At 62.7% G+C, this 18,617-nt stretch carries 18 protein-coding genes and 1 pseudogene; 7 read left to right on the top strand and 12 right to left on the bottom strand.

Annotation, left to right across the window (positions count from 1 at the left end; all coding sequences use genetic code 11):
* On the top strand, positions 1 to 395 hold a 395-nt coding region (locus NKI79_RS02685), incomplete at its 5' end, for a TOBE domain-containing protein (RefSeq protein WP_352799741.1).
* A gap of 305 nt (positions 396 to 700) precedes the next feature.
* Entirely contained in the window at positions 701 to 925 is a 225-nt protein-coding gene (locus NKI79_RS02690; protein WP_352799742.1) for a hypothetical protein, read from the top strand.
* 18 nt (positions 926 to 943) lie between these two features.
* Here the strand turns inward: NKI79_RS02690 and NKI79_RS02695 are convergent, their stop codons facing one another.
* Positions 944 to 1,915, bottom strand: coding sequence for an AraC family transcriptional regulator (locus tag NKI79_RS02695; protein ID WP_352799743.1), 972 nt, complete (start codon positions 1,913 to 1,915; stop codon positions 944 to 946).
* 90 nt (positions 1,916 to 2,005) lie between these two features.
* Between NKI79_RS02695 and NKI79_RS02700 the strand changes: the two genes are divergently transcribed.
* Positions 2,006 to 3,229: an MFS transporter gene (locus NKI79_RS02700; protein ID WP_352476340.1), complete on the top strand. Its 1,224-nt coding sequence runs from the start codon at positions 2,006 to 2,008 to the stop codon at positions 3,227 to 3,229.
* On the opposite strand, the gene NKI79_RS02705 is transcribed toward NKI79_RS02700, so the two are convergent.
* Positions 3,226 to 3,573 (bottom strand): GFA family protein, encoded by a 348-nt coding sequence (locus tag NKI79_RS02705; protein ID WP_352476341.1) that lies wholly within the window; start codon positions 3,571 to 3,573, stop codon positions 3,226 to 3,228. The genes NKI79_RS02700 and NKI79_RS02705 overlap by 4 nt on opposite strands.
* A 119-nt stretch (positions 3,574 to 3,692) precedes the next feature.
* On the opposite strand from NKI79_RS02705, the gene NKI79_RS02710 reads away from it, so the two are divergent.
* On the top strand, positions 3,693 to 4,988 hold the full coding sequence (locus tag NKI79_RS02710) for an amidase (protein WP_352476342.1): 1,296 nt from the start codon (positions 3,693 to 3,695) through the stop codon (positions 4,986 to 4,988).
* A 14-nt stretch (positions 4,989 to 5,002) separates the two neighbouring features.
* On the opposite strand, the gene NKI79_RS02715 is transcribed toward NKI79_RS02710, so the two are convergent.
* Genes NKI79_RS02715 through NKI79_RS02735 form a run of 5 tightly spaced genes read right to left on the bottom strand, consistent with a single transcriptional unit; the run spans position 5,003 to position 9,239 of the window.
* Positions 5,003 to 5,386 (bottom strand): hypothetical protein, encoded by a 384-nt coding sequence (locus NKI79_RS02715; protein WP_352476343.1) that lies wholly within the window; start codon positions 5,384 to 5,386, stop codon positions 5,003 to 5,005.
* Between the two features lie 40 nt (positions 5,387 to 5,426).
* Positions 5,427 to 6,407 carry a hydroxyacid dehydrogenase gene (locus NKI79_RS02720; RefSeq protein ID WP_352476344.1) on the bottom strand — a complete coding sequence of 327 codons (981 nt, stop codon included), beginning with the start codon at positions 6,405 to 6,407 and terminating at the stop codon, positions 5,427 to 5,429.
* Between the two features lies 1 nt (position 6,408).
* Positions 6,409 to 7,125 (bottom strand): FadR/GntR family transcriptional regulator, encoded by a 717-nt coding sequence (locus NKI79_RS02725; protein WP_254816743.1) that lies wholly within the window; start codon positions 7,123 to 7,125, stop codon positions 6,409 to 6,411.
* A 1-nt stretch (position 7,126) separates the two neighbouring features.
* Entirely contained in the window at positions 7,127 to 8,296 is a 1,170-nt protein-coding gene (locus NKI79_RS02730) for a mandelate racemase/muconate lactonizing enzyme family protein (protein ID WP_254816744.1), read from the bottom strand.
* 55 nt (positions 8,297 to 8,351) lie between these two features.
* Positions 8,352 to 9,239: a sugar phosphate isomerase/epimerase family protein gene (locus tag NKI79_RS02735; protein ID WP_023675190.1), complete on the bottom strand. Its 888-nt coding sequence runs from the start codon at positions 9,237 to 9,239 to the stop codon at positions 8,352 to 8,354.
* A 392-nt stretch (positions 9,240 to 9,631) separates the two neighbouring features.
* Between NKI79_RS02735 and NKI79_RS02740 the strand changes: the two genes are divergently transcribed.
* From NKI79_RS02740 to NKI79_RS02750, 3 genes are all read left to right on the top strand, one after another.
* Positions 9,632 to 10,687, top strand: a complete 1,056-nt coding sequence (locus tag NKI79_RS02740; RefSeq protein ID WP_352476345.1) for a sugar phosphate isomerase/epimerase family protein — start codon at positions 9,632 to 9,634, stop codon at positions 10,685 to 10,687.
* Between the two features lie 138 nt (positions 10,688 to 10,825).
* Positions 10,826 to 12,031 carry a Gfo/Idh/MocA family protein gene (locus tag NKI79_RS02745; protein ID WP_352799745.1) on the top strand — a complete coding sequence of 402 codons (1,206 nt, stop codon included), beginning with the start codon at positions 10,826 to 10,828 and terminating at the stop codon, positions 12,029 to 12,031.
* 178 nt (positions 12,032 to 12,209) lie between these two features.
* Positions 12,210 to 13,061 (top strand): sugar phosphate isomerase/epimerase family protein, encoded by an 852-nt coding sequence (locus tag NKI79_RS02750; RefSeq protein ID WP_352476347.1) that lies wholly within the window; start codon positions 12,210 to 12,212, stop codon positions 13,059 to 13,061.
* A gap of 27 nt (positions 13,062 to 13,088) precedes the next feature.
* On the opposite strand, the gene phnE (NKI79_RS02755) is transcribed toward NKI79_RS02750, so the two are convergent.
* The 5 genes and pseudogenes from phnE (NKI79_RS02755) to NKI79_RS02775 form a co-directional block, all read right to left on the bottom strand.
* Positions 13,089 to 14,456 (bottom strand): phosphonate ABC transporter, permease protein PhnE, encoded by a 1,368-nt coding sequence (gene phnE / locus NKI79_RS02755; protein WP_352476348.1) that lies wholly within the window; start codon positions 14,454 to 14,456, stop codon positions 13,089 to 13,091.
* A 67-nt stretch (positions 14,457 to 14,523) separates the two neighbouring features.
* Positions 14,524 to 15,480: a phosphonate ABC transporter, permease protein PhnE gene (gene phnE, locus NKI79_RS02760; RefSeq protein ID WP_254816749.1), complete on the bottom strand. Its 957-nt coding sequence runs from the start codon at positions 15,478 to 15,480 to the stop codon at positions 14,524 to 14,526.
* 53 nt (positions 15,481 to 15,533) lie between these two features.
* Entirely contained in the window at positions 15,534 to 16,442 is a 909-nt protein-coding gene (gene phnD / locus NKI79_RS02765; RefSeq protein ID WP_352476349.1) for a phosphonate ABC transporter substrate-binding protein, read from the bottom strand.
* 88 nt (positions 16,443 to 16,530) lie between these two features.
* Positions 16,531 to 17,379: a phosphonate ABC transporter ATP-binding protein gene (phnC, locus tag NKI79_RS02770; RefSeq protein ID WP_352476350.1), complete on the bottom strand. Its 849-nt coding sequence runs from the start codon at positions 17,377 to 17,379 to the stop codon at positions 16,531 to 16,533.
* A 145-nt stretch (positions 17,380 to 17,524) separates the two neighbouring features.
* Positions 17,525 to 18,234: pseudogene (locus NKI79_RS02775) on the bottom strand (DUF1868 domain-containing protein).
* Between the last annotated feature and the right edge of the window lie 383 nt (positions 18,235 to 18,617).

Here is an 18,617-nt window from a genome sequence, read left to right on the forward strand (position 1 = left end):
CCCCCCCCCCCCCCCCCCCCCCCCCCCCCCCCCCCCCCCCCCCCCCCCCCCCCCCCCCCCCCCCCCCCCCCCCCCCCCCCCCCCCCCCCCCCCCCCCCCCCCCGCCCCCCCCCAAGACGGGCGCGGCGACCGACGGTCGCCCGCTCGTCTTCGGTATTCGTCCCGAGGACGTCTATCTCGAGACCGGCGCGCCGGTCGAGGCGCGGGTCCACGATGTCGAGAACCATGGCGTCGAGAAGATCCTGACGCTGCGGGTCGGCGACGCCATGCTGCGCGCCACCGTGCCGGCCAGGACCGACGTCCAGATAGAGCAGCCGGTGCGCTTTGCCTGGAACCCGGACAAGGTGGTGCTGTTCGACAAGGGCAGCGGAATAAGCCTGCGTCACGCCGGCTAAGTACAAGCCTCTTTACTGCAGCTTGGGGCGGGATGCGTTCAACGCGAACCGTGTTTCCTGCTCCATCTATGTGTTTTAGCCGCATTTGTGCGACGCTGCGTGATTCCATTTGGTGCGAAATGCTCGAGTCTTCCCGTCATCTCCCCCGTGCGGGGGATGCGGATGCGCCGATTTGTCGAATAGGCTGATCCTTTGGTCCCAAACGGGCTTTGCAAGCGCAATTTGGAGACCCGAAATGGAGGGTTGGCTATGGGAAATCTGTTCCGCACATTTGCGACGATCCTGGTTGTCGCCGGTATGGATTGTTGGCGGCGCATCTGGGCGAGGCGCAGGCAGCCAAGAAAGTCGTCGCCGGTGCGAAGGTCGACGCCAAGAAGATCAAGGGCCTCAACGGCACGGTCAATCTGTCCACCAGCGACTGCAAACTGTTGTTGAGCGGCACCGTCGTCGAAGTCTCGGATGGCAGGTGCGGGGCCTCCGGCAAATATTGCAAGAGCAGTGCCGGCTCGGCCTGTATCACCGAGCAATAAGCCGGCCGTTTAGCCGGCCTAGCGGATCTCCGCCTGTTCCTCGGCCCGGAAATGGCTGGGCGGCGATCCGATGACCCGTTTGAAGGCGCGGCTGAAGGAGGCGTCGGATTCGTAGCCGAGGCGCGCCGCCACGACGGAAATCTTGAGCCGGTCGCGGACCAGCCATTGCCGCGCCTGGTGCATCCGCACCTGCGTGACGTACTTTGCCGGTGTTTCGCCGACAATGGTGGCGAAGCGATCGGCGAAACCCGATCGCGAGGCACCCATCATCTTCGCCAGAGCCTCCACCGTCCAGTCACGGTTCGGTTCCAGGTGGATCGCGGCCAGCACCCGGCCGATCTCGCGATCCCTGACCGCCGCGATCCATCCGGAAGAGTCGCCGCAGCCGCGCTCGACCCATGAGCGGATGACGGTCGCGGCAAGCACATCGGCCAGCCGCGCCAGGATGCCGCCGGAGCCGACGCGCTCCATCGTCACCTCGCGGGCCATCGCTTCCAGCAAATGTGGGATACCTGGTTCATAGGCTTCCAACTCATGTGCGCGCATCACGTCCGGCATCATGCCGAGCAAAGGGTGCAAGCCATCGAGATTAAAATACATGCTGCCGAAAAACAGCAAGGTCCCCGGACGGCAGCCGGGCACGCCGTCATTCGACATGCAATAGACATTCTTGCAGATTTCCTCGACCTCATAGCCGTGGATCGGCGCCGCCTCGACACCCGGCTCGCTCGCCAGCGTGTGAGCTGAGCCGCGCGGCAACAAGGCAGCGTCGCCCGCCTTGAGCTCGACCCATTCGCCGGACGGCTGCAGCAACCAGCAGCCTTTGCGGCCGATGAAATGAAACCGTGCCGCCGCCTGAGCCGGAAAATGGATGCCCCAAGGCTCCTTCATCTCGCAACGGCCGTAATCGACGCCTTCGAGGCCCAATCCACGCAGTATGTCCGTCAGCGGATCGCCGGTTACGGGGATTTTGGACGAACGGTCAAACATGATGGTGTTTCTAGCATGGAAACTCCAGCTGGTCACTCCTTATGTTGCATCGCAGTCAAATGCTGCGCTGCAACAGACCGGAGATCCCTCATGACCGAACCCGCGACAGGCGTCATGGACGCCGTTCTCGATCCATCGGAAACTGGCGAACGATCCGAGCCCGCATGGGGGGCGGTGGTCTCCCTGGCGCTCGGAGTCTTCGGCCTGGTGACCGCAGAATTTCTGCCGGCCAGCCTGTTGACGCCGCTTGCGCAGGATCTCGGCATCACCGAAGGCGCCGCCGGGCAGGCGGTAACGGCAACGGCCGTCATTGGCGCGATTGCGGCGCCGACCATGGCTATTGTCACCAAGCGGCTGGACCGCAGGCTGGTCATGTGGGCGCTGACGGTGCTGCTTGTGCTGTCAAACCTGGTGGCCGCGTTTGCGTCGTCGCTTCCCGTTCTTCTGATCGCCCGCATCATGCTCGGGATCAGTCTCGGCGGCTTCTGGTCGATGTCGGCGGCCATGGCGATGCGGCTCGTTCCGATGCGGTTGATGCCGCGCGCCATGTCGATCATCCTCACCGGCGTTTCGGTGGCGACGGTCTGTGCTGCTCCGGTCGGCGCCTATGTCGGCGACATCTGGGGATGGCGGACGGCGTTCATGATCGCCGCCGTGGTCGGCGCGCTGGCGCTTCTGGTGCAGGTGGCTACCATCCCGCGACTGCCGCCGGCAGGTACGGCAGGTTTTCGCACGCTGCTGGAGGTGATGAAGCGGCCGATGATCAGAGTAGCGCTGCTGGTGGTGCTGCTGGTCGCCTCGGGACACTTTGCCGGCTTCACCTATGTCCGCCCGTTTCTCGAGAAGGTGCCCGCGCTGGACATCGAGACGATCTCGCTTGTGCTGCTCGCCTACGGCATTGGTGGCTTTTTCGGCAATTTTGCCGGCGGCTTCATTGCCGAACGCAGCCTCAAGGCAGCCGTCAGCCTGGCGCCTCTGCTGATCGCGTTTTCGGCGCTCTTGCTGCTGGTCGTCGGAGGCTCACCCGTGGTGGCTGCAATAGCAGTGGCTAGCTGGGGCTTTGCGTTCGGCGCCGTCCCAGTCGGGCTGCAGACCTGGCTGGTGCGGGCCGCCCCCGATCAGGCCGAAAGCGCCGGCGGGCTCATGGTTATGACGTTCCAGGTCGCCATCGCGTTGGGCGCCGTCTTCGGCGGCCTGCTGGTCGACAATGCCGGCGTTGCCAGCGCCTTCGCCTATTGCGCGGCGGCGACATTGCTTGCGGCACTGGCGGCGTTCTTCCTTGGCCCCAAGCCGATCGACGATCCCAAGGCCTAGACGGAACGGCCGTCGAAGTCGAAGACCGGCACGGCGGCGACGTCCAACGCCTCGATACAATGAATATTGATATAGGCACTTCGCCCGCTCCCTTCGCCGACATCCTCGGCGAAGGGGTGAATGCCGCAGCTGCGGCAGAAGCGGTGCGCGATGACATGGTTGCCGAAGCTGTAGCGGCCGAGATCATCGCCCCAGGCAAGCACCCGCATACTCTCATGCGGCACTGCCCATAGCAGTGCACCCTTGCGCGAGCAGATCGAGCAATTGCACCGTACGGCTCCGGTCAGCTCGCCTTCGACCTCGAACGCGACCTTGCCGCAGTGGCAGCTGCCTTGGTAGAACATCGGGCCTTCCTCCTTCGGTTCGACAGGTGCAAATCCGACCGTGCCGGGCTATGTCTCCTGCGGCCAGTTTCCGGCTGCTACCTTAAGACGTCGCAAGCGTGCGGAGTCCGACACCGAAAATGCAATCAGCCCGTGATCGCCTCGAAGCAATTCTTTCGCGTCTTGCCGCTCGCGTCGACGATGAAAGCGTTTTCGTAAAGCTCTACCCGGAAGCCGCACGGGCGGCGGCCGACGCCGCCGATGCGCGGCGAAAAGCCGGCGTCACGCTCGGGCCGCTCGATGGGGCGATCGTCTCGATCAAGGATCTGTTCGATGTCGCTGGCGAGCCGACCACGGCGGGCTCCCTGCTGCTCGCCACCGCAGCGCCGGCGCTGCGGGATGCCATTGTCGTGCGACGGCTGCGTCAGGCCGGTGCAGTCATCCTCGGCAAGACCAACATGACCGAGTTCGCCTTCACCGCGATCGGCGTCAATCCGCATTACGGCACCCCCGGCAATGCAAGCGATGCCACCCGTATTCCGGGCGGCTCGTCCTCAGGCGCCGCCGTTTCGGTCGGCGAAGGCACCAGCCAAATCTCTATCGGTTCCGATACGGGTGGTTCGGTGCGCATTCCGGCATCGCTGAATGGCGTCGTCGGTTTCAAGCCGACCGCGCGGCGCGTGCCGCTCGCGGGTGCGTTTCCGCTGTCGGCCACGCTGGACTCGATCGGTCCGCTGGCCCGCACCGTCGCCGAATGTGCGGCGGCCGATGCAGTGATGTCGGGCGAAAACCTGGCAGCACTGTTGCCGCTTCCGCTGGACGGCCTGCGCATCGGTATTGCGCGCGGCGTGCTGTTCGATGATACGCAGGAAGAGGTCGCGACGACATTCGACTGGTGTCTTCGCAAGATGGAGCTTAGCGGCGCACGGCTTGCGGAACTGTCGATCGACGACCTGCTTGCCGAGTTGCGCGCGGCAACCAAGCGCGCCTCAATCGCGGCGATGGAAGGGGCGGAGATCCATGCCGACTGGCTGGCGACGGGAGCGGCGACGCCGGTCGACCCGCGGGTAAGCGGACCATTGTCGCGCGCCGCCGCCATTCCGGCCACGGTCTATATCAGGGCAATGCGCCGTCGCGCAGCACTTGCCGCCGCAATGGATGAGCGGCTGGCAGGGGTAGACGTACTGGCCCTGCCGACCACGCCGGTGACGGCGCCGACGATAGTCTCGATGACCGGCGACGAGGCCCTCTGCAACAGGATCGAGGGTCTTCTGCTGCGCAACACGCAGGTCGCCAACCAGTTCGATCTGTCAGCAATCTCGCTGCCCATGCCGGGAAAGGCGCGCCCGGCCGGGCTGATGCTGGTGGCGCGCAATGGTCATGACCACCACCTGCTGCGCATCGCAGCCGGCGTGGAGGCGCTGCTTGCAAATTGATCCGACAGCGCGTGTCAGCGCGACGAGCAGTGGCCGCGTTCGCTGTCCTTGGCGGCGCGTTCGATGCCGGTGGCAACCAGCCAAGGCAGGGTGTACCGCTTGCCGTTGAAGGTCCGGGTGCGGTTCTCGATCGATCCGACAACAACGACCTCGCCGGCATAGAGCTTGTCCGAAAGATTGAGGGCTTTGTCTTGCTGCGGCAGGCGATCAATGTCGATTGAAACGCCTTTGATGAGCTTACCAGTAGCGAGGTCGAGTGCGCTGTTCGATGGACAGGGTGCCGCCACGCAGCGCAAGCCGTTGTCGCAGAACACGTAGCTGCCCTGTCCGTTGGCGAAGACTTGCGCCGTCGCCACGCAGAAGCCAGCGGTCAGCAGGAATTTTGTGACGTTTACCATGCCGGCACCATCGCCGGCGAGTTCGGGAAAATTGAGGCGCTCAGAGATCGACAGGGAACCGCCGCCGGTAGTGCTCGACCACTTCCGGGTTGCGCAGATTGACCGGTAATCTGTTGGCCAGCACCAGCAAGGCTTCGCCAGCCGCGCCGACGCCCATGCGCATCATCGACTGCTCGGTGATCCCAGCCATGTGCGGGGTGACGATGACGTTGTCGAACCCGAAATAAGGATGGTTGGGCGGCAGCGGTTGTGTTGCAAAAACATCGAGTGCGGCGCCGCCGATGCGGCCCTTCTGCAAGGCCTCGATCAGCGCGTCGTCGTCGATCACCGGCCCGCGCGAAACATTGATCAGCAGCGCATCCGGCTTCATCCGGTCAATGCGCTCGCGGCTGATCAGCCCCCGTGTTTCGGGCGTCAGCGGGCAGCACAGAACGATGATGTCGCTCTGTTCGATCAGCGCATCGATCGACAGGAAGCCGACCCTGTCCGGCGCCGGCCGCATGCTGCGCGTCGTCGCCACCACATTCAGATCGAACCCATGTGCCGCGATGTGGCCAACCGCCTGGCCGATCGCGCCGAGGCCGACAATGCCGATCGTCTTGCCCGCTAGCTCGCTGGCCACCACCGTGTGTTCGCGGCCGGCCAGCCAGCCCTTCGCACGCAGGTCGCGGTCCAACACACGAAAGCGCCTAAGCAGCGCCAGCGCCGCGAACATCACGTATTCGGCGACGGATCGCGCGTTCACCCCCGGTACGTTCGCCACCAGCACGCCGGCCGCATTGGCCGCTTCCATAGGTACCATGTCCAGCCCGGCGCCGTGGCGGATCGCGGCCCTGAGCCTCCTCGCTCCTTCGAAAAGCGACGCAGGCAAGGGAGCGCGAACGATGATGACATCGGCGTCCCTTGCCTCGGCGGCAAGCGTGTGCGCATCGAGGGCGGAAGCAACGACGAGTTCGCCGGTCCCTGTCAGCATGGAAGAGGCACGGGGGTGCAGTCTGTGTGTCGACAGGATCTTGGGCATTTCAGGCCTTTTCGAGCGCTGGGCTTTGCGGTTCCGCCCCACGCCCCTCGATCAGCCCCTTCCAGTAGCTTTCGGCGCCTTGCAGATGGGCGCTCATCAGCGCCTGGGCGAGATTGCCGTCGCGGCGCAGCAGCGCCTCGTAGATCTGGATATGCTCGGCATGGGAGCGCACGCTGCGTTCGGGATCGTTGAAATAGATCGGCAGGCGCAGCTCACCCATCATGTAGTAGACGCTGCAGATATTGTGGAAGACGCTGTTCTTGGTCGCCCGCACGATCTCGAGGTGGAACTCGCGGTCTTCCCGGGCAAGGCCTTCACCGGCGGCGATGCGATCCTCGGACGCCTTCAGGATCTCGCGCAGCCGCTCGAAATTCTCCTCGGTGGCGCGTGAACAGGCCAGTTCGGCGGCCTTGATCTCGTGGATCTTGCGCAACTCGACCGTCTCGTAGATCTGGACGGGATCGAGCGGCAGGCCCGCGCGGGCGAACAGCGCCATCGCCTCGACGCTCGCCTGCTTCGTATCGATGTAGATGCCGGATTTCGCCCGTCGCTCGACGATGCGCATCGCCTCGAGAATGGCCAGCGCCTCGCGGATCTGTCCGCGGCTGACGCTGAAATGCTCTGCCAGTTCGCGCTCCGACGGCGTGCGGCCCGTCTCCTTGTCGGAATGGGAGAACAGATAGGCGGCAAGTTCCGCGAGAAGGTTCTTTTCTTTCATGTCAGCCGTGTTGCGCGTGCGCCTCCAGGAACCGCTCCGAAATGGTGAATCCCAGCCCGGGTCTATCAGGGATCGCTACCATACCGTCCTTTGCTTCGACAGTCTCTTCGATCAGATCGTGGATCATCGGGTTGGCGCCGAGCGAATATTCGACGGTGAAGCTCGCCGGCGAAGCGGCGCAGACATGCAGCCCGGCAAAGAAGCAGGGCGCGCCGGCCCAAAGATGCGGCGCAAAGCGCAGATTGAAGGCGCTGGCGATGGTGCCGATCTTCATCGCCTCGCTGATGCCACCGCAAAAGGCCGGATCCGGCTGGAAGATATCGGCGGATTTGAGCACGGCGAGGTCGCGGAAGGCATAGCGTGTCGCCTCGCTTTCGCCGGTGGCGATCGGGATCGAACCGCAGGCGCGCACCTCGGCCATGCCGGGCTTGTCGTCGGCGATCACCGGCTCCTCGAACCAGGCGAGATCGAGGTCGCCGGCGAGATGGATGAAGCGCTTGGCTTCGGCCACCGTGTAAGTGCCGTGCGCGTCGACCATCAGGTCGATATCGGGACCGAGCGCCTGTCTTGCGGCGCGGACGCGAGCGGCCGAGATATGTGGGGCGCCGTCCATCGCGCCGACGCGCATCTTCAGCGCCTTGAAGCCGCCCTTGGCGATGTAGGACTGCAGCTGGTCGCCGATGGCTTCCGCGGTGGCCCAGCCGCCGGAAGCATAGGCCGGCATGCGGTCCAGCTTGCGGCCGCCGAGCAGCCGCCAGACCGGAACGCCGAGCGATTTGCCGAGAATGTCCCACAAAGCGATGTCGACGGCGCTGATGGCGGCGATGCTCATGCCCCGTCGTGCCAGTTGCGGCATGGCATGGCCGGCGCGAGCGGCACTGTCGTGGCGCGTGCCATTATAGAGCATCTCCCAGATGACGCCGATGTCGGCCGGGTCGCGGCCGACCAGCTGCGGGCCGACCTCGTAGTTCAGCAAATGGACGAGAGCGCCGTAACTGCCGGCGCTGCCGGCGGCATTCTTGCCTTCGCCCCAGCCGACCAGCCCGTCGTCGGTTTCGATGCGCAGGATGGCGGCGTCGAACGTCGCCACCTGACCGAAGTCGCTGCGGTGCTGCTTCGCGACTTCGATCGGTATGCGGACCCACCAGGCTTGGACCGTTTTGATGCGCATGTTCATCCTCGGCCCGGCCGCGGTGAGGCGGAAGGGCTCTTTCCAAACGGCTCGGCTACTTGATCAGCGGCAGCAGCGTTTCCGCGTTGATGCGCATCTGGTCGGTGTAGAATTTCTCCGTGAGCACGCTGGAGCCGTGGTCCTGAATGAACTTCAACTGCTCCGGCGAGATGTCGACGGGGTTGCGTTCGACCATGTCGGGATAGGGAGCAGCCGGCGTGCGGTCGACGGGGGCGACGAATTCATTGGTCAGCGCGCCGTCATAGCCGATCTCCTTCAGCGTGCCGACGATCTTCGGCCAGTCGATCTGCCCGAGGCCGGCGGCGAAGCGGTTGTTGTCGGCGACATGGAAATCGTACAGGCGCTTGCCGACCTGCCGGATCGCGTCGTAGACGTTAAATTCTTCCATGTGGATGTGGTAGGCGTCGAGGCAGACGCCGCATTCGGGGCTGACCGCATCGGCCAGCGCCAGTGCCTGGGCGCCGCGGTTGAACAGATAAGTCTCGAAGCGGTTGAGCGGCTCAACCGCGATCTTGACGCCGACTTTCTTGGCGTGGGTGAAGCATTCCCGGGTGGCGTCGACCACCCATTTCCATTCCTCTTCCTCGGTGCCGTCCGGCACGACCTTGCCGACGGTGGCGGGAACCAGCGTGATAATCTCGCCGTCGAGCTCGCTGACCATGGTCAGCACGTCCTTGACGTACTGCACCGAGCGCTCGCGTTGGCCCTGGTCCTTGGCGGCGAGATTGCGCTCGCCCAGCATCAGCGTCACCGCTCCCCAGCAGCGAATGCCGTACTCGTTCAACAGTGCGCGCGTCTCCTTGGGCTTGTACTGTTCGGGTTCGCCGGAAATCTCGATCGACTCATAGCCGAATTTCTTGATGCGCTTGAGCGTCGTTTCCAGCGGCTCCGCCCGCATCCAATTGTGCGTCGAAAGATGCATGGTCTATCCTTCCCAGAATCGCCTGTACCAGTTTGCCTGCGGCGCACTCTGCCGAAGCCGCCGCATGATTCCTCCCCAAGCCGTCCCAGCATTTTTTTGCAAACTGGTTCGACCAATTGGGCTTGATGGGAGGTCTACAGTAATTTCATCTGGACGGCAAGAAGTGCTGCCATCAAGCGTTGGCTCCTGTCTATGCTATTGATTATACTTAAACATGTGGCTTAACTCGGCATGGTTGCAGGACTGCGGCAGCGCGTCAAATGGCTTGACCAGATTTCGGCATTTGGTAATACCAGAATAGTGGCGCTGAGCGCGCTGTGCAAAGAGACCAAAGACGCTGGCCCTGTTTTCAATCGGCGCTATGCTTGGTCGTAAAACATAGGGAGATGCCGATGCCGACGACGATGAAGGGGCCTGGTCTGTTCCTGGCGCAGTTTGCGGGCGACGCCGCGCCGTTCAATTCGCTGGCCTCGATCACCAAATGGGCGGCCGGTCTGGGCTACAAGGGCGTGCAGATCCCGACATGGGACGCCCGATTGTTCGATCTCGAGAAGGCAGCCTCCTCCAAGGCCTATTGCGACGAGGTGAAGGGCATCTGCGCCGATGCCGGCGTCGAGATCACCGAACTGTCGACGCATCTGCAGGGGCAATTGGTGGCGGTGCATCCCGCCTATGACGCGCAGTTCGACGGCTTCGCGCCGGCTGCGGTGCACAACAATCCAAAAGCCAGGCAACAATGGGCGGTCGAACAGATGAAGTTCGCCGCCAAGGCGTCGAAGAATCTCGGGCTCAAGGCGTCGGTGTCGTTTTGCGGAGCGTTGGCCTTCCCCTACCTCTACCCCTGGCCGCAGCGGCCGGCGGGATTGATCGAGGAGGCATTTGCCGAACTCGGCAAACGCTGGACGCCGATCCTCGACGTTTATGACGACAACGGCGTCGATGTCGGCTACGAAATTCATCCGGGCGAGGACGTGTTCGACGGCGCGACATTCGAGATGTTCCTCGATTCGGTCGGCGGCCACAAGCGCTGCAACATCAACTATGACCCGTCGCACTTCCTGCTGCAGCAGCTCGATTATCTCGACTTTATCGACATCTACCACGAGCGGATCAAGGCGTTCCACGTCAAGGATGCCGAATTCAATCCGACCGGGCGGCAAGGCGTCTATTCCGGTTACCAGAGCTGGACCAACCGTGCCGGGCGTTTCCGCTCGCTCGGTGACGGGCAGGTGGATTTCGGCGGCATCTTCTCCAAGCTCACCCAATACAATTACGATTCATGGGCGGTGCTGGAATGGGAATGCTGCCTCAAGCACCCGGAGGATGGTGCGGCCGAAGGCGCTCCCTTCATCCAGCACCACATCATCAGGGTGACGGAAAAAGCATTCGACGACTTCGCCGGCGGCAAGACCGATACAAAGGTGCTGCGCGGCATGATGGGGATCTAGCACAGATATCCCTCCCCCTCGAGGGGAGGGTCGATCCGCGCAGCGGATCGGGGTGGGGTCGCTGGGCGTAGGGCTCGGCATGAACCGACCCCACCCGGCCCTGCGGGCCACCTTCCCCTCAAGGGGAGGGGTATTTCAATGACGAGGGAGAAAATCGTGGTTGGCGCATCGAAGACGGAAACGGGAGGCGGTCCGATCCGCTACGGCATGGTTGGCGGCGGACAAGGCGCCTTTATCGGCGCGGTGCACCGCATCGCGGCACGCATGGACAACGAGTTCGTGCTGGTTGCCGGCGCCCTCTCGTCGAATCCGGAGCGCGCCAAGGCCTCGGCGGCCGAGCTTGGGCTCGATCCGGCACGCAGCTACGGCTCCTATGCCGAGATGGCCAAGGCGGAGGCCAAGCGGCCGGATGGCATCGAAGTGGTGGCCATCGTCACGCCGAACAATGTGCACGTGCCGGCCGCCAAAGCTTTTCTCGAGGCCGGCATCCACGTCATCTGCGACAAGCCACTGGCGACGACGCTAGCCGAGGCAAAGAGGCTGGCGGCGCTGGTCGAAAAGACCGGCAAGGTGTTCGTGCTGACGCATAACTACACCGCCTATCCGATGGTGCGGCAGGCACGCGAGATGGTCGCCAAGGGACAGCTCGGCGATATCCGCATCGTGCAGTCGGAATATCCGCAGGACTGGCTGACCGAAGACCTGGCCGCCACCGGCCAGAAGCAGGCTGCGTGGCGCTCTGACCCGAAGCAGGCGGGTGCCGGCGGTGCACTGGGCGATATCGGCACGCATGCCTACAACCTTGCCCGTTTCGTCTCCAGGCTGGAGCTCGATTCGTTGTCGGCCGATCTCGATGCCTTCGTGCCGGGGAGGCTGCTCGACGACAACATCAATGTGCTGCTGCGCTTCAAGCCGGTCGGCGGGTCGCACCCGGCCAAGGGAATGATCTGGGCAAGCCAGGTGGCGCCCGGCCACGAGAACGGGTTGAAATTGCGCATCTACGGCTCGAAGGGCGGCCTCGAATGGGTGCAGGCCGACCCGAACTATCTCTGGTACACGCCGTTCGGCCAGCCGAAGCAGTTGATCACCCGTAATGGCGCCGGCGCGCTCCCCGTCGCCGGGCGCGTCAGCCGCGTTCCGCCAGGGCATCCGGAAGGCTATCTCGAAGGTTTCGCCAACATCTATCAGGAAGCCGCGCGGGCTATTCGTGCAGCGCGCCGGAAGGGCGGGAAGCCGGCCAAGGATGTCGTCTTCCCGACCGTGCAGGACGGGGTCGAGGGCATGGCCTTCATCGAGGCCTGCGTGAAGTCGTCGAAGAAGAATGGGGCGTGGACGAAGCTCTGAAGGGTGGTGGTGATAGTCAGGTGAGACCGGCCTGCAAATGGCAGTTTCCTGCGCTTCCGGTGCTCATGTACCAAAAGCACGCTCCGCTCCGGTTCTCGGAACCCACCATTTTCGGCTCGGCCTGACCTGAATCTCACCACTCCTCCGGCGATCGAGCGAATGAAGGGAGGGGGCGTCGATGAAAATCGGCATGTGCATGTTGTTGTGGACGACCAGTGTCTCGAAAAAACACGAGCCGTTGCTGAGGGACATCAAGGCGACCGGCTTCGACGGCGTCGAAATACCGGTCTTCTCCGGCACGCCGGACAACTACAGGAAACTCGGCGAACTGCTCGACCGTATCGGGCTGCAACGCACCGCCGTCTCGGCGATGGGCGATCCGGCGATGAACCTGATCTCGCCGGATGCCTCGACGCGCAAGGCCGGTATCGACTACATGAAATCGGCGATCGACTGCGCTCAGGCGCTTGGCGCGAACACGTTGAGCGGCCCGCTCCATTCGACACTCGGGGCCTTCTCCGGCAGCGGGCCGACAGCGGCCGAGAAAAAACGTTCGATCGCTTCGCAACGCGCCATTGGCGACTATGCCGGCAACAAGAGCGTCACCATCGGGCTGGAGGCGCTCAACCGCTTCGAATGCTATCTGTTCAACACGATGGACGATTTGTCGGAGCATATCGACGCGATCGACCGGCCGCACATCAAGGCGATGTACGACACCTTCCATGCCAACATCGAAGAAGCCGACCCGATTGGCGCCTATACGCGCAACCGCAACAACATCGTCCATATCCACATTTCGGAGAACGATCGCGGGGTGCCGGGCCGTGGCCATATTCCCTGGAAGGAGACTTTCTCCGCCATCCGCAAGAGCGGCTACGACGATTGGCTGACGATCGAGGCGTTCGGGCGTTCGCTGAAGGACTTGGCCGCGGCCACCAAGGTGTGGCGCGACTTTTCCGAAGGCCCGGAAGCTGTCTACCGCGACGGCTACAGGCACATTAAGAACGGGTGGAGGAAAGCTGCATAATGATCGGCCAGCCCGATGCCGCACCCGTCACCCCTGCTCAGCCTGGATCCTGTTGTAGTCGTGGATCGTCCTGCTCAGCCGGCGGCGCAGGAAATTGGAAATGTTGTCGAAGATGAAAACGACGAGCAGGACCAAGAGCACCATGTAGAAGACATTGGCCCAGTTGGAGTTGGTGCGCATCGCTTCCCAAAGCTTCAGGCCGATGCCACCAGCACCGACGGCGCCGATGATCGTCGCGCCCCTGGTGTTGGATTCCCACTGGTAGAGCGTCTGGCTGATGAAGACCGGGATCACTTCCGGCAGCACGCCATAGCGCTGCACCAGCAAGCCGTTGGCGCCGGTCGACTGGATGCCCTCGCGGGGCTTGTCGTCGATGTTCTCGAGGCCTTCCGAATAGACTTTGCCGAGCGTGCCGATCTCGGTGAAGAAAATCGCGGCGCTGCCGGCCAGCGGGCCCGGGCCGAAGGCGCGGGTGAAGAACAGCGCCCAGATCAGCATGTCGACCGAACGCATGAAATCGAAGAACCGCTTGAGCACCTGGCTGAGGAGGCCGCTCGGGGTGATGTTGCGGGCGGCGAAAAAGGCGAGCGGGAAGGCGACGATGCCGCCGAGCAAGGTGCCGAGAAACGCCATGACGATGGTCTGGAACAGCTTCGTCCAGACGTCGCCATGCTGCCATTGGGCGTTGTTCCAGATATTGTCCGCGGCCAGCGCAATGTTCGATGTGCCCGGCTTGAGCTGGGGTCCGGACATCAGCAACGAGACCACCTCGCCGGGCGACTTGCCGAAGAAGGGCGAGCGTGTGTCGAAGACGAAATTCGCCCAGCCGAGAAAGCGCTTGCGGACCTTGACGCGATCGACGGTTATGCGAACCTCGCCGGCAAAGCCCATCCGGGCGACGATTTCATCGTCATGCGCGGTGATCCAGTCCGGCACCGGGCCGGTTATCACCGGCTTGCCGCTGGTCAACGACACCGGCACCGCCTGGCCATTGGCGACAAGCGTTGCCTCGGCCTTGTCGAAGGTGACGGATTTGGCTCGGCCGTCGATCAGAACGGTGTAGGAGCCGTTGGCATTGGTGATGACCCAATCGGGATGCGGGTCTTCGCCAAGTGCAGAAAAACGCGGGTATTTGGGGGTGATCTGAGGCTGATCGAGACGGAATTCCGGCTGCAGATCGTAGCTGATCCATTGCGTCAGGAAGAGCGGCAGGCGCTCCCAGTGCGATTGCCTCAGCACTTGCGGCAGGCTGAAGAACCACAAGGCATAGACGAGGTAGAGCAGGATGCCGGCGAACAGCACCAGCGGGCCGAAGCGTTTGTACAAGGGCCGTCGGAACACTTGGGGAAAGCGCTCCTCTATCGCCTGCATCTCATCGGCGGTCATCGCGGTCATGGGCAGTCTTCTTGTTGATTTGCCAAGATCTTTTCCAAAAACCGGAATCCACTTTTTGGGATCATGGTCAGGCGCCCATCATGAAGGCCTGCTCGCCGACGAGCTTGCGACGAAGCCAGGCGGAGAACTGGTCGACGAGGAAGATGGTGGTGAACAACAGCAGCACCAGTGCCAGCGTCTTGGCGCCAAAGCCGCGTGAGATGGAGAGCTTCAGCTCCTCGCCGATGCCGCCTCCGCCGACCGCGCCGATGATGGTCGAGATACGGACATTGATCTCGATCCTGAGCAGCGCATAGGACATGAAATTGGGCAGCACCTGCGGCAGGCCGGCGAAGCGCACGCGCTCGAACCAGTTGGCGCCGACCGCGCGCAGGCCTTCTTCGGCGCGCATGTCGATGTTTTCGTTGATCTCGTAAAAGAGCTTACCGAGGGCGCCGATCGAATGCAGGCCGATGGCGATGATGGCCGCGACCGGGCCAGTCGAGAGGATGGCTGCGAACAGGCCGGCAATGACGATCTCGGGGAAGGCGCGAAGCAGTTCCATGAAGCGCTTGACGACGAGCCTGAGCACCGGACTGGGTGTCAAATTGCGCGCGGCGATGAACGAGAACGGCACCGCAAAGACGAAGCCGATGAAAGTGGAAACCAGCGCCACGTTGAGCGTGGTGAGCATCAGCTCGAAATATTCGGGTAGGTAAAAACCGCCCCAGAGATAAACGCGGCCAAGCGGGAAGTTGAACTCCTGGCTGCCCTTGTCGTGCGGCGATGCGATGTCGAACAGCGCCCGCCAGACGTCGTTCCAGTCTTTGGGAACAAGCCAGCTAAGGAAATCCAGTATGTGCGGCAGCCGATCGAAGAAATGTCCGGCATTGGCCTCGTCGGCAAACCACATGGCTGTGCACATGGCGATAAGCAGCAAACCGATGCCGAGCGCCGTGTAGAACCGGCGCAAGGACGTCTGCCGTCGCCAGGAGTCGGCTGTCCGCCGGGTCGCGTCTGAACGGATCGTGGCTGAGATGGTCATGATCGGGCATGCAAAAAGGGCGGCGCTGATAAGGCCGCCCTTTGCAACTGCATTCAGCCGCCGATCGCGGCTTTGCGGGCTTCGACGATGACGCTGTAGAAGTCCGGCTTCACAGGAACGTAGCCAGTGAAATCGCCGCCTTCGATGGCCTCGAAGCAGGGCTTGTCCTTGGCCGGCAGGCTGGTGAAGAAGTTGGCGAGCTTGGCGCTCATATCGCCACCGAGCGCGGTGCGCACGACCAGCGGGCCGTTCGGGATCAGGCCGGAGCGCCAGACTTCGACGAAATCGTTGGGGTCGACGGCGCCCTTGGCGACTTCCTTGTGGAAGGTGCCGGAGGTGTAGCCATTCTTGAAGTCGCCAATGCCCGAGGAGTCGTCAACCGCAACATCGACCTTGCCGTCGCGAACGGCGAGGAGGTTGTTCTCGTGGCCGCCATTGAACTGGGTCGAGGCGAAGAAGGTTTCGTTCGAGGCGCCGGTGTCCTTCGGAATCTGGGTCAGCGGGATCAGATAGCCGGAGGTCGAATCCGGGTCGGCATAGCCGAGCTTCTTGCCCTTTGCCGACTTGATGTCGGTGATGCCGGACGACTTCAGCGCCAGGCCGATCGAATAATAGCCGGTCGCGCCGTCGGTCTGCTGGGTGGTGAGGATCGGGGTCACGGCGTTCGGATCCTTGAGGTAGACGCTGGCATAGCCTGACGCGCCAAGCTCGGCGAAATCGAGGGTGCCGCCGAGCAGGCCCTGGATTACGCCGTCATAGTCGGCGGCCGGGAACAGCGAGACCTTCTCGAAGCCGAATTCGGACTTCAGGTGATCGGCGAGGCACTGAAAGTTGCGCAGCCGGTCCGCTTCATTTTCACCACCAAGGATGCCGATGCGGAATTCCTTGATATCCTGGGCGTGAGCGGCACTTGTTGCGATGGCGAGCAATGAAACCGCGCCAAAAACCATCTTCCTGAACATTATCTCTCTCCTGTTGGTTCCGGCTTCGCGCCGGAGCGTTCGAACTTTTGACGAGTGCCTTTGACGCGGGCGGGCGATCAGGCCGTTCTCAGTAGCCAGGGAATACGGGCTCGAGCGGTCCGGCGGATGCAGCGATTTTCTGTTTGATGGCGACGCTGGTCGAGGTGATGGCCTCGGAGATTTCGCCGCCATTGCTGTCGGCGCCGTAGACCATGCGCACGGCCTCGCGGTTGAGGTCTTCGGGCGGGCCGTCGAAGACAACCTTGCCGGCGGCCATGCCGATGATACGGCTGCAATAGTTGCGGGCCGTATCAAGCGTATGCAGATTTGTGATGACGGTGATGCCTTCGCGCAAATTGATGTCCTGCAGCGAATCCATCACCACCTTGGCGTTGAGCGGATCGAGCGAGGCGATCGGCTCGTCCGCCAACAGCACCTTCGGCTGCTGCATCATGGCACGCGCAATAGCAACGCGCTGCTGCTGGCCGCCGGAAAGCGTGCCGGCGGGCTGCAGTACGGTGCGGGCGATGTCGAGACGCTCAAGGGCCGCAACAGCCTCGGCGCATTCACTGCGCGAGAACATGCCGAACAGGTTGGACAGCGTCGAGCGGTGGTTGAGCCGGCCGAGCAGCACATTGGTCAGCACGTCCAGGCGCGGCACCAGATTGAACTGCTGGAAGATCATGGCGCAGTCGCGCTGCCATCGCCGGAGCGGCGAGCCGCGCAACCCGGAGACTTCGACGCCGTCGAACAGGATGGATCCCTGGCTGGGATCGATGAGGCGGTTGATCATGCGTAGAAGCGTCGATTTGCCGGCGCCGGAACGGCCGATGATGCCGACCATCTGACCGTGCGGGATCGCGATGTCGACATTGCTGACGGCGGTGTTCTTGCCGAACCGGCGGGTGACGCCGCGGATTTCGAGCGTAGCTGACATGGTGCAGGCTCCAGTCCAATCGCAATTGAAGGTCTGTTAACCCTCGCTAGCGCAGCCGCATGAACCTGCGGTGTCGGAACGATGTCAGTTTTGTTACTGCCCACAGGTACGCCTCGCCCGGGGAATTCATCCGCGCGCCTTTGGATCAGCCCAGGACAAGAAGCTCCTCGAAATGCTTCATGTCCTTGAAGCTGCAAAATGCCGGAGGCAGCAGCTCGATCACTGGAGTCTGACGGACGGCAGCGAGAGGCAATCATCGAATAGTTGTTGCCATTGCGTTATCCTTTCATCGTCGAGACGGCGGATCTGATAGGCGAAGGTTATGTGGAACGTGTAGCTGTCGTGGTCGGGATGCCGATATCCGAAGGGCGCCGACAAGGCATCGCGCCATGCGCGCAGGATACGCACGTCCTCATCGGTTGCGCCGGCAACGGTCAAGCCCGTCGGCACGACATCGACAACCCTGATCTTGAAGGCGCCGCGGCCTTCGAAGCCGTTCAGGCGTTCCTGATAGAGGCGGGTCATGTCGTCGATGCTGGTGTCGAGGGGCGCATCCTCAGGCCAATAGGGAAGCCGGCGCCGATATTCGATGATGCCCTGGAACAGCGTCATGTGCAGGCTGGAGACCGGCGTGAAGGCCAGCCGGTCGGTATGGGGCATGGCGCGCATCCGCTCACGCACTTCGACCACCACTGCCTCGGACGGCGAGCCGTCGACGAGATGGCAGACGACCGTGTTGCCGGGCTCGGTCAGGAAATTGCCAGAGGTGTCGTAGCGCCTGCCGAGATGCAGCGGAGGGGTCAGGTTCGAGCCGGCAAAGTATCCGGCGAGCGAAGGTTTGACTGAAACAGGCATTGCGATCTCCAGAGGAAAGGCCGCGTTCTGCCCCGACGATGTGTCAGGGACATCAAAACCGTGCCAAGAAGTAGAATATCAAAGGCAGGACTCGCCAAGCGATTCTGCCGGGGTTTGCACATCATCAAGATTGAAATAAAGATTCAAACTCGTATCAAAGAGAGGCTTCCTAATTGCTACGTTGGCGCCAGTGGTTGCGGCTGTATGCTGCAGGGGTAGTCGCTGCGATAAGTTTCACAGTGGCCCTGGTTTTGATGTCCGTATATCGGGTTGGTAGCTTGAACCATCCAATACCGGGATACTTGTACAATTATGGAAATGGGCGCGACGCGGCCATTATTATAATGATTCTCATTTTTTTAATTGCGCTAGTTACGATAAAT

Origin of the sequence: Mesorhizobium sp. M0340 (genome assembly GCF_040321535.1) — a bacterium.
GTDB lineage: Bacteria > Pseudomonadota > Alphaproteobacteria > Rhizobiales > Rhizobiaceae > Mesorhizobium.